This window comes from Pseudomonas protegens (assembly GCF_003732485.1).
Lineage (GTDB): Bacteria > Pseudomonadota > Gammaproteobacteria > Pseudomonadales > Pseudomonadaceae > Aquipseudomonas > Aquipseudomonas protegens_B.
On the sequence record NZ_MOAK01000086.1, the window covers coordinates 398,760 to 409,242 of the forward strand.

General features: G+C 64.9%; 9 protein-coding genes and 1 pseudogene. 6 read left to right on the top strand and 4 right to left on the bottom strand.

The features are described 5' to 3' along the window. The 3 genes from BLX41_RS28775 to BLX41_RS28785 form a co-directional block, all read left to right on the top strand. Positions 1 to 409 (top strand): YaeQ family protein (locus BLX41_RS28775; RefSeq protein ID WP_259745300.1); only part of this gene is annotated, 409 nt, incomplete at its 5' end. A 57-nt stretch (positions 410 to 466) separates the two neighbouring features. Further along, entirely contained in the window at positions 467 to 2,176 is a 1,710-nt protein-coding gene (recJ, locus tag BLX41_RS28780) for a single-stranded-DNA-specific exonuclease RecJ (RefSeq protein WP_072451195.1), read from the top strand. A gap of 334 nt (positions 2,177 to 2,510) precedes the next feature. Further along, positions 2,511 to 3,617 (top strand): NADH:flavin oxidoreductase/NADH oxidase, encoded by a 1,107-nt coding sequence (locus tag BLX41_RS28785; protein ID WP_123727614.1) that lies wholly within the window; start codon positions 2,511 to 2,513, stop codon positions 3,615 to 3,617. Positions 3,618 to 3,780: 163 nt separating this feature from the next. On the opposite strand, the gene BLX41_RS28790 is transcribed toward BLX41_RS28785, so the two are convergent. Then, positions 3,781 to 5,400, bottom strand: a complete 1,620-nt coding sequence (locus tag BLX41_RS28790; protein WP_123727615.1) for a glucan biosynthesis protein D — start codon at positions 5,398 to 5,400, stop codon at positions 3,781 to 3,783. Between the two features lie 200 nt (positions 5,401 to 5,600). Between BLX41_RS28790 and BLX41_RS28795 the strand changes: the two genes are divergently transcribed. Continuing rightward, positions 5,601 to 6,134, top strand: a complete 534-nt coding sequence (locus tag BLX41_RS28795) for a GNAT family N-acetyltransferase (RefSeq protein ID WP_123727616.1) — start codon at positions 5,601 to 5,603, stop codon at positions 6,132 to 6,134. Here BLX41_RS28795 and BLX41_RS28800 read toward each other — a convergent pair. The 3 genes from BLX41_RS28800 to BLX41_RS28810 form a co-directional block, all read right to left on the bottom strand. Continuing rightward, entirely contained in the window at positions 6,131 to 7,306 is a 1,176-nt protein-coding gene (locus BLX41_RS28800; RefSeq protein WP_259745302.1) for a DUF418 domain-containing protein, read from the bottom strand. The two genes, BLX41_RS28795 and BLX41_RS28800, sit on opposite strands and share 4 nt — an antisense overlap. Positions 7,307 to 7,500: 194 nt before the next feature. Further along, positions 7,501 to 8,523: an SEL1-like repeat protein gene (locus tag BLX41_RS28805; protein ID WP_259745304.1), complete on the bottom strand. Its 1,023-nt coding sequence runs from the start codon at positions 8,521 to 8,523 to the stop codon at positions 7,501 to 7,503. A 35-nt stretch (positions 8,524 to 8,558) separates the two neighbouring features. Further along, complete coding sequence (locus BLX41_RS28810; RefSeq protein ID WP_123727618.1) at positions 8,559 to 8,969, bottom strand: hypothetical protein; 411 nt, start codon at positions 8,967 to 8,969, stop codon at positions 8,559 to 8,561. Between the two features lie 351 nt (positions 8,970 to 9,320). On the opposite strand from BLX41_RS28810, the gene BLX41_RS28815 reads away from it, so the two are divergent. Beyond that, complete coding sequence (locus BLX41_RS28815) at positions 9,321 to 10,046, top strand: tellurite resistance TerB family protein (RefSeq protein WP_123727619.1); 726 nt, start codon at positions 9,321 to 9,323, stop codon at positions 10,044 to 10,046. A gap of 214 nt (positions 10,047 to 10,260) precedes the next feature. After that, a pseudogene (locus tag BLX41_RS28820) lies at positions 10,261 to 10,483 on the top strand (methyl-accepting chemotaxis protein); the annotation flags it as partial.

Here is a 10,483-nt window from a genome sequence, read left to right on the forward strand (position 1 = left end):
GGCCTACGCCTTCTGGTACAACGAGCACCTGTCGTTCGGTCGGGGTCTGTCGGATGTGGATGAACCCGCCCTGTGGGAAAAGAGCCTGGATGACCGCGTGCTGCACTGGATCGAAGTCGGCCAGCCGGACGCCGATCGCCTGACTTGGTGCTCGCGCCGCACCGAGCGCACCAGCCTTCTGGCCTACGGCAGTCTGCGGGTCTGGCAGACCCGGGTGGTGGACGCAGTGAAGAACCTGAAGAACCTCAACATCGCCGGCGTGCCCCAGGACGTCCTCGAGACCCTGGCCAAGGACATGCCGCGCGTCATCAAGTGGGACGTGATGATCAGCGAAGGCACGATCTTCGTCACCGACGATCGCGGCCAGCACGAAGTCCAGCTGGAATGGCTGCTGGGCGAGCGCGGCTGATCGCCCGCTCTGCCCCTGAACGATCCACCGTCCCCCCAGAGAAGTTGCTGTTAGCCCATGCGTATCGAACCCCGTGAGTTGCCCGCCGTCCTGCCCTTTCTTGGCGATCTGCCGCCACTGCTGACCCGCCTTTATGCCGCCCGTGGCGTGCAATCGGTGGAGGAGTTGGACAAGAGTCTGGCGCGGCTGATCCCGTATCAGCAGCTCAAGGGGATCGACGCCGCGGTGGACCTGCTGGTGACCGCTCTGGACCAGCGCCAGCGCATCCTCATCGTCGGCGACTTCGACGCCGACGGCGCCACCGCCAGCACCGTGGGCCTGCTGGGCCTGCGCCTGCTGGGCGCGGCCCATGTCGATTACCTGGTGCCCAACCGCTTTGAATACGGCTACGGCCTGACCCCGGAAATCGTCGCCGTGGCCCTGCAGCGCGAACCGCAGTTGCTGATCACCGTGGACAACGGCATCTCCAGCGTCGAAGGCGTGGCGGCGGCCAAGGCAGCGGGCTTGCAAGTGCTGGTCACCGACCACCACTTGCCCGGCCATGAACTGCCGGCGGCGGACGCCATCGTCAACCCCAACCAGCCGGGCTGCGAGTTTCCGAGCAAGGCCCTGGCCGGGGTCGGAGTGATCTTCTATGTGCTGATGGCCCTGCGCGCACGCCTGCGCAGCCTGGGTCGCTATGAAACCCGGCCGCAGCCGAACATTGGCGAGCTGCTGGACCTGGTGGCCCTGGGCAGCGTGGCGGACGTGGTGCCCCTGGACGCCAACAACCGCATCCTGGTGCACCAGGGCCTGGAGCGGATTCGCGCCGGTCGCGCGCGGCCGGGGCTCAAGGCGATTCTCGAAGTGGCCAAGCGCGATCACTCGCGCATCACCTCCACCGACCTGGGCTTTATTCTCGGCCCGCGGCTTAACGCTGCAGGACGCCTGGATGACATGAGCCTGGGTATCGAGTGCCTGCTCAGCGATGACGTTTCCGCCGCTCGGGCCATGGCCGCCCAGCTCGACGAACTGAACCAGGACCGTAAATCCATCGAGCAGGGCATGCAGCGCGAAGCGTTGGCCCAGCTCAAGGAACTGCCGGTGGAGTCGATGCCGTTCGGCCTGTGCCTGTTCGACGCCGACTGGCACCAGGGGGTGATCGGGATTCTCGCCTCGCGCCTGAAAGAGCGTTACCACCGCCCGACCATCGCCTTTGCCGATGCCGGCGACGGCATGCTCAAGGGCTCGGCGCGTTCGGTGCCGGGCTTCCATATCCGTGACGCCCTGGACGCCGTGGCCGCGCGCCATCCGCAACTGATCAGCAAGTTCGGCGGCCACGCCATGGCCGCCGGCCTGTCGTTGCCGGAGCAGAACTTCCCGGCCTTCGCCGAGGCCTTCGACGAAGAAGTGCGGCGCCAGCTGCGCGAAGAAGACCTCACCGGGCGCCTGCTGTCGGATGGCACCCTGGCGGTGGAAGAATTCCACCTGGAACTGGCCCGCGCCCTGCGCCACGCCGGCCCCTGGGGCCAGCACTTCCCCGAGCCGATGTTCCATGGTGTGTTCGAACTGGTGGAGCAACGCATCGTTGGCGAACGCCACCTGAAAGTGGTGCTGCGCAGCGAATGCGGCTCGCTGAAGCTGGACGGCATCGCCTTCGGCATCGACCGCGAAGTCTGGCCCAACCCGACCATCCGCTGGGTGGAACTGGCCTACAAGCTCGACCTCAACGAGTTCCGCGGCCAGGAAACCGTGCAGTTGATGATTGCCCATATCGAACCGCGCTGACGCACCCTGTAGCGGCTGTCGCAGGCTGCGATCGGCCGTAATGGCCGCCAGACCAGACAACCTTGGTAGCACATTGAGTGCGCTGGAGGGCCTGCGGCCCTGTCGCAGCCTGCAGCAGCGGCTACAAGGGGCGGCTGGAGCGGCTTTTTTGCCCGGTGCCGTATCAGGAACCCTGCCAGCGGCAGTGTTGTCGACTAGTCTCTAAGCACTGTCTGATTGGCCTTGTGACCTTTTGTCATTCTTCTACCCGCGGGGGCGGGCGCTTCACTTCGCAGTCACTCGTCGACCGTTCAAACAGAACCCTGGAGCCTGACCATTGACCGAGAGGTGCCCCATGAGTCTGCTGCTTGAACCCTATACCCTGCGTCAACTGACCCTTCTCAACCGCATCGCCGTGTCGCCCATGTGCCAGTACTCGTCGGTGGACGGGTTGGCCAACGACTGGCACCTGGTGCACCTGGGCAGCCGCGCCGTCGGCGGCGCCGGGTTGATCTTCACCGAGGCCACGGCGGTCACCGCCGAAGGCCGGATCACCGCCCAGGACCTGGGCCTGTGGAACGACGCGCAGATCGAACCCTTGCAGCGCATCACCCGTTTCATCACCGCCCAGGGCGCGGTGGCGGGTATCCAGCTGGCCCATGCCGGGCGCAAGGCCAGTACCCATCGGCCCTGGCTCGGCAAGTCCGGCAGCGTCAAGCCCGAGGACGGCGGCTGGGTGCCGGTGGGGCCGTCGCGGATTGCCTTCGACCCGCAGCACACGCCGCCCACCCAGCTGGACGAGGGGCAGATCGGCGAGATCATCCAGGCCTTCGTTGCGGCCGCCAAACGCGCGCTGGTGGCCGGTTTCAAAGTGGTGGAAGTGCATGCCGCCCATGGCTACCTGTTGCATCAGTTCCTGTCGCCCTTGAGTAATCAGCGCCAGGATCAATACGGCGGTTCGTTCGAAAACCGCATTCGCCTGGTGTTGCAGGTGACCGAGGCGGTGCGCGGGGTGTGGCCCGAGGAGCTGCCGCTGTTCGTGCGGGTGTCGGCCACCGATTGGGTGGAAGACGGCTGGAACCCCGACGAGACCGTGGAGCTGGCGCGGCGCCTCAAGGACCTGGGGGTGGATTTGATCGATGTGTCGTCCGGAGGCACCGCGGCCAATGCCGAGATTCCCACCGGGCCGGGCTACCAGACGCGCTTTGCCGAGCGAGTGCGCAAGGAGTCGGGGATTGCCACCGGGACCGTGGGGATGATCACCGAACCGGCCCAGGCGGAGCATATTTTGCGTACCTGCCAGGCGGACATCATCTTTCTGGCCCGGGAGCTGTTGCGGGATCCTTACTGGCCGCTGCATGCCGATGACGACCTGGGTGGGCGCAAGGCGATCTGGCCGGCGCAGTATCAGCGGGCGACCCACAGGGACCAGCCGATTCATGAGTCGGACTTGCGCGATTAAGGTCCTGTCGATGTAAAAAAAACCGGCCCGTGTGGGCCGGTTTTTTGTGCCTGGCTTCAGGACGCCTTCGCTGGCAAGCCAGCTCCTACGGGGGCGGTGCGATCTGTAGGAGCCGGCTTGCCGGCGAAGAGGCCCGTAGGGCGGGCCGGGGGCGGTCAGCCGATCACGGGTATTTGCGTTTGTCCGGCGCCGGCGGGAAGTACTGGTACAGCCAGGTCTCGCTCAGGGTGCGGTCGTGGGTGCGGATGAACAGCCGCAGTTCCACCGGCTCGACGCTGTCGTTGGTTGGGTACCAGTCGAAGAGGATGCGGTAGCCCTTGATCTCGTCCAGTACCAGGATGCTGAAATCCTTGACCTCACCGTTGGAGGCGCTGATCACCGGTTCGATGCCGGTGCCTGCTGGCAGGCGGTCCAGGCCGCCACCGGTGAAGTCCACGGCAAAGCGTCGGGCCCAGACTGGCGGGTAGTGCTCGCCCGGAGCCCAGCCTTCGACGAAGCCGCCCATGCCGGAACGGGTGGCGTGGACCCGCGCCAGTGGCGTGCCTACCGGCGGCAGGGCGCTCCAGTAGAGCTTGTAGCCGTAGTTCAGGGAGTCGCCGGCGGCCACCGGTTTTTTCGGGGTCCAGAAGGCCACGATGTTGTCCATGGTTTCGCCGGTGGTGGGGATTTCCAGCAGGTCGACGCTGCCTTCGCCCCAGGCCGTGGTGGGCTCGACCCACAGGCTCGGACGGCGGCTGTACCAGTCCACGGTGTCCTGGTAGCTGGCGAACTCATGGTCGGTCTGCACCAGGCCGAAGCCTTTCGGGTCCTTGTCGGCGAAGGCGTTGAACTGCAGGTTCGCCGGGTTGTTCAGCGGGCGGCAGATCCATTCGCCATTGCCGCGCCACATGGCCAGGCGGTCGGAGTCGTGGATCTGCGGGTGGATGGTGTCGCACATGCGCCGTTCATGGGTGCCGCAACTGAACATGCTGGTCATCGGTGCGATACCCAGTTGTTCGATGGCGGTGCGGGCATTGATGTGGGCATCGACGTCCATCACCACGCGCTCGGCCTGACAGTCGATGTCGAAGCGGTAGGCGCCGGTGGCGCTTGGCGAGTCCAGCAGGGCGTAGACCACGAAGCGGGTGCTGTCCTTGTCCGGGGTCTCGAACCAGAACTGGGTGAAGTCGGGGAATTCCTCGCGGCGTTTGGCGTAGGTGTCGATGGCCAGGCCTCGGGCTGAGAGGCCGTACTGGCCGGTAGCGTCCACCGCACGGAAGTAGCTGGCGCCGAGGAAGGACACCACGTCGTGCCTGTCCAGCTCCGGGGCCTTGAACAGCTTGAAGCCGGCGAAACCCAGGTCGCCCTTGAGCTGGGCGGTGTCGACGCTGGTGTTCTGGTAGTTGAACAGCGCGGGACGGAAGTGTACTTCCCGCGCCTGGCGAGTCTTGGGATCGACGCTGTGCATGCGCACCGGCTGCTTGAAACCCATGCCCACATGGAAGAACTGCACATCCAGCTGGCCGTTCAGGTCATTCCACAGCGAGTGCTGGCCGTCGTACTGGATGGCGTTGAAGTTCTGCGGCGTCATCTGCGCCAGGGTCGGTGGCAGCACCTGCTTGGTGTCCACGTATTGTTGGCCAGCCAGTTGCTTGGCCTGGGCCTTGAGACGCTCGAAGTCGAATGCCTGGGCCTGGCCATCAGCGGCGCCGGCCCAGGCCCTGGCTGCCAGCAGACCGCTGGCCGAGAGGCCGGTGTAGGCCGCCAGGGCCATGGAGGCTTTGAGGAGATTCCTGCGGTGCATAGGTGAACCTTATACGGGGAAAGACCCCCAGCCGTTCCTGGCTGCATGAGGGGATCGCGAGGTGAGGTTCGGTCATGCCATCGGCCAAACGCAACTGAATGTAAACAGACGGCGGATAGAATAAACGGTTCGCCAGGGGCAGAAAAATGATTAGCTTGTGTCCATTGGTAACCACTGATCAGCTCCAGGAACCTGTCCCAATGCTGCACCCGCGCCGGCTTACCGAAGACGATATCCAACGGCTCAAACTGATCGACCGCGCCGAGGTCATCGATGAGTTCTATCGCCTGCAGGACGGCGTTCTGCTGCGCTATGCCCAGCATGAAGTGGTGGCGGGCTGGCCGGAGGGCGAGGCTGAGCATGACGCGCTGATCTTGCAGCAGTGTTACCAGCGCGGCGGCTGGTTGCATGGGGTGTTCGATGGCCCGGCTCTGGTGGCGGCGGCGGTGGTCGATTGCCTGCCCATCGAGGGCGCCGGGCTGGACTTGCGGCAGTTGAAGTTCCTGCATGTGAGCCGGGCTTATCGCGGCCTGGGCCTGGGCCGGCAACTCTTCGCCCAGGCCCGGGAGCAGGCCCTGATCATGGGGGGCCAGGGCTTGTACGTGTCGGCCACGCCGTCGCGGCACACCGTGGATTTTTACACCGGCCTGGGCTGTGAGTTGCTGGCCGTCCCGGACCCGGAGCTGCTGCGCCTGGAGCCCGAGGATATCCACCTCTATCTGCGTCTGGTTTAAACCAGGAGGGGCTTGCGCCAGTTCGGCCAGGCACCGATGGTCACCGCCCGCAGCAGCCACTCGCAGGGACCGTACTGATGAGTACGCAGCCACAGGGCGCTGAGTTGCATCTGCAGCAAGTAGATGGCGATCACCAGGACGGGTATCCACAGCGGCGACAGATGGTTGATCAGCCCCAGTCCGTAGCCGGTGAACAGCAGGCAGAGGATCAGCGATTGCAGCAGGTAGTTGCTCAGTGACATCCGTCCCAGAGGGGCCAGGCGTTGGCACAGACGCTGGCCCCAAGGGGAGTGAAAGGCCCTGAGCAGCAGCATGGCGTAACTGGCCGAGAGCAGCGGCGCGGTCAGTTGGCTGATGCCGTAGCCGATGACTTCCAGACCGCCACCGGGGGCGTAGGCTGCCCAGTATCCGTAGAGCAGGGCGCCACCCAGGCCCAGGGGCAGGGCCAGCAGCCCTGGCAGTCTGCGCTCAAAGCGGTAAGGCGCCACCAGCAGGCCTTTGCGCCCGGCTACATAGCCCAGCAGGAACATCGCCAGGGTGCTGGGGCCCTGCAGCAGCCACAGGGCAGAAGCGCTCTCCAGCAGGTGAGAGGCGTTGTAGGCCAGGGTGTCCAGGGCATCGCCGCCCAGGGCCATGTCCTTGAGCGCCGGTTCGCCGTCGGCGGCGCCGGTGTAGAGGCCGGCGTTCAGCAGTTCGACACCGAACAGCAGGATCAGCACGGCGGTTCCCGTGATCAGCACAATCGCCAGGGTCGCCGCCCACCTTGCCGACAATCCGCGCAGCGCCAGCAGCACCAGGCCCAGCAGGGCGTACAGCGAGAGGATCTCGCCGTAGAACAACAGCGCACCATGCACCAGGCCGATGGCCAGCAAGGCCAGCTGCCGACGCAGCATGCGCGGCACGAAGCGTTCCCCCGAGCGTTCGGCGGAGGCCATCTGCAGGGTGAAGCTGTAGCCGAACAGAAAGGAGAACAGCAGGTAGAACTTGGCCTCGAAGAGGACCGACACCAGCCAGCGGATCAGATGATCGAGGCTGCTGGCATAGGCTGGATTGCTGACCGGCGAGGTGTAGTACGGGTCGGCGAAGGACCAGATGTTCACTGCCAGGATGCCCAGCAGAGCAAAGCCGCGCAGGGCGTCCACGTGCTGCAGGCGTGTTGCCTGGAGGGGCACGAGCGCACTCATTTCCAGGGCCTTGGCAGCAGGGCGGGTTCTTGGGAGGCGGGAAGCATGGGACGGCCTTTCGGTACTTGAGTGAACACTCAATTAACGCGATCAGGCCGTGTGCGGGCAATCAAACTCTTGTGAAAAAGAGTCAAAAAGCGTGATGCCCATCCTCCACTCCTTGGGGGCAGACCACAGGGGCCTCAGCTCCCCACTGGAGCCTGGGCATCCAGGCACTGGGCCTCGCCAGCGGGCGTTTCGCCTTTTTTCGTCCACCAGGTGAGAGGCCGGAGGCTGTTCAGATCGCCGCGCTTGATCGCTTCCCGGTAGCAGGCCAGGGCCCGGGGGCTATCGGTGGTGCCCCACTTGCCCTCGGCGTAGCCACTACCCAGGTAGTAGTAGGCGCTGGCCGAGTCCAGTTCCCGGGCGGTGCGCAGCACCAGTTCTTCGGACTTGCGCGGTTGCTGGCATTGGGTGATGGAGCCATCGCCGAGCGGATCGCAGTAGTACATGGACAGCATCAACGCCGCCTCGGCATCGGTCTGGGCGTAGGGCAGCAGCAGTTCTTCCGGCTCCCCGGGCTTGAGTTCCGGCGCCATGCCCGAGTAACCCAGGCTCACCGCCTGCACTGCCGCCGTGGCCGAGCCATGCCGGGCGGCGTCCAGCAGAATCTGCTGGCCCAGTTCGAAAAAGTACTGGGTCAACAGGTACTGCTCCCGACCGCCGTAGCCCAGGAACAGATCGGCCTTGCGCATCTGCCGCTGCAGGGCGGTTTCATTGGCCGGGGCGTCCTGGTTGAGCAGACCGTCCATGGACCACTGCTCCACCCGCACCAGTTGCCAGCAGGCGCCCTGTTGAAAGACGAAGGCCTGGACCACGTCGCCCAGTGGGTCGTGCACCACCAGGGTCTGGCTCTCCCAGAAGGATTGCAGCCCGGCCCGAGCCTGGGCCTCTGGATCGAGCAGGGTCAGCAGGTGACGGGTATCGCCCGTCAGTTTGTGCCGGGTGGTGACCTCGCGGCCGTACTCGTCATGGGTCGGTCGCTGTTCGATCAACGGCGAGTCGGTGAACGCCTGCTGCAACTCCGGGCTGCTGGCAAAGGCCTTGGCGAAGGTCGGCAGGTCGCTGGACGGGCAGGCGGGCGCAGCGGCCTGGGCTGCCTGGGTGGTGGCGCCAAGCAACAGGACGGCGAGCAACGGGCGCAAGAGATGGCGAAGGGCGGGCATCGGCGAACTCATCAAGGTTGGAGGCTGAGCGTCGGTCATGGTGTGTCTGGCGGAGGTGTCGGCGCGAAGCAGCGGCACAGCCACTGCGCCAGCCAGATTGCCAGCAGCAGCGGTACGCTCATCAGGAAGCAATAGACGTAGCCACGTATCGGATGGTCGGGAAACATCGCCCAGGCGGTGAACAGCACCAGGGCGCCGACCAGGCCCAGCTTGGCCTTCAGGTTGGGCACCAGGGCCACCAGCACGCTGACGATGATCAGTAGATGGAGCAGAAGTTCCACCATCACTCCCAGGCCGAAGCCCTTGGCGATGGAACCGAAGTGGCTGCGATACACCGCTATGCCCCAGAAATGTGCCAGATAGAACAGCGGCGCCGGCAGCGACAAGGGCACCAGGCCGGTGATGATGCGTATCAGGTGATAACGGCCTGCGGCGTCCAGGCTCATGGGCGGCACTCGTGGGCGGTGGCGGAGGTCTGTCGGGGCATGGGCGCATCCTTGCTGCCGGAAGGTCTTCAGCGATTCCGGTCGGTGGCGCCGGGATTTTTCAGGCGGGCGATAGTGCCGTAACTCGGGGCGCTAATCCAGTCTGGCGGTCTGGGTTGGGGCTGATGTAGGGGCCCTTTTCAGGATTTTTCCGCGCAAGGCCCCTTCGCTGGCAAGCCAGCTCCTGCAAGGGGATCCTGCTTTTGGGAAAGCAACATTCAGAAGCACTATCGTCCCCCTGAACCTGGGCACTTCTCTCTAGGCTTACGGCCTTATGTGTCGATGTGACACCTAATTTTCCGGAGGCGGCAGATGAACACCCGTGGATTGCTCGATCAATTACTCAGGTCCGGCCAGGAGTTGCTGCAGAACAAGGCGGGCGCGGCGCCAACGGACAAGGCCAGGCCCGATTCCAGTGGCCTCGGCGGCTTGCTCGGCGGCAAGGCCGGCGGGCTGGGCGGACTGCTGTCCGGAGCGGGCGGCGGGGCCCTGGCGGCCGGCGCCATGGGCTTGCTGCTGGGCAACAAGAAGGCCCGCAAGTTTGGCGGCAAGGCCCTGACCTATGGCGGCCTGGCAGCCCTCGGCGTGCTGGCCTACAAGGCCTACGGCAACTGGCAGGCGCAACAGGGCAGCGCCCCAGGCAACGAGCCGCAGACCCTTGACCGGCTCCCGGCGCAGCAGGTGGAGCAGCATAGCCAGGCGATCCTCAAGGCCCTGGTGGCAGCGGCCAAGGCCGATGGTCACGTGGACGAGCGTGAGCGGGCACTGATCGAGGGCGAGTTCCGCAAGCTGGACAACGACCCGCAATTGCAAAACTGGCTGCACAGCGAGTTGAACAAACCCCTGGACCCGGCGGATGTGGCCCGTGCCGCCAGCACCCCGGAGATGGCGGCCGAGATGTACCTGGCCAGCGTGATGCTGGTGGATGAAGAACACTTCATGGAAAAGGCCTATCTGGACGAGCTGGCGCGTCAGTTGCAGTTGGCGCCGGGGCTCAAGGCCGAACTGGAAAACCAGGTGCGCCAGAGCGGTCTCTGAAGCACCGCAGACATGCCCTTTGCCAAGGATGGCGGTTCTGCCGGAAGGATTTGCCGAAATGCCCTGTGGTGGCCTGGAAATGCCCGCTGGGCCGCCATCCAGAGCGGGAGCACAAAGATGCCGAAAGTGCCATTCGGGTTGTTAAACCACCCATAAAACCTGCATCGTCCTCGGCTATACTCCTCCCATTTTTGAATGGCCTCGAGGACTGACTGTGAAGAACTGGACGTTGCGCCAACGCATTTTGGCGAGCTTTGCGGTGATTATCGCCATCATGTTGTTGATGGTCGTCGTCTCGTACTCGCGCCTGTTGAAGATCGAGGCCGGTGAAGAGCGCATGCGCAATGATGCGGTGCCCGGGGTCTATTTCAGCTCGATGATCCGCAGCGCCTGGGTCGACACTTACCTGCAGACTCAGGAAATCATCGGCCTCAAGC

Excerpts from the sequence above, each read along its gene's own strand:
- BLX41_RS28805 (WP_259745304.1), bottom strand. The coding sequence starts at position 8,523 with ATGCCCGCCCTTCGCCATCTCTTGCGCCCGTTGCTCGCCGTCCTGTTG.
- BLX41_RS28790 (WP_123727615.1), bottom strand. The coding sequence starts at position 5,400 with ATGCACCGCAGGAATCTCCTCAAAGCCTCCATGGCCCTGGCGGCCTAC.
- BLX41_RS28785 (WP_123727614.1), top strand. The coding sequence starts at position 2,511 with ATGAGTCTGCTGCTTGAACCCTATACCCTGCGTCAACTGACCCTTCTC.
- BLX41_RS28795 (WP_123727616.1), top strand. The coding sequence starts at position 5,601 with ATGCTGCACCCGCGCCGGCTTACCGAAGACGATATCCAACGGCTCAAA.
- BLX41_RS28810 (WP_123727618.1), bottom strand. The coding sequence starts at position 8,969 with ATGAGCCTGGACGCCGCAGGCCGTTATCACCTGATACGCATCATCACC.
- BLX41_RS28815 (WP_123727619.1), top strand. The coding sequence starts at position 9,321 with ATGAACACCCGTGGATTGCTCGATCAATTACTCAGGTCCGGCCAGGAG.
- recJ (WP_072451195.1), top strand. The coding sequence starts at position 467 with ATGCGTATCGAACCCCGTGAGTTGCCCGCCGTCCTGCCCTTTCTTGGC.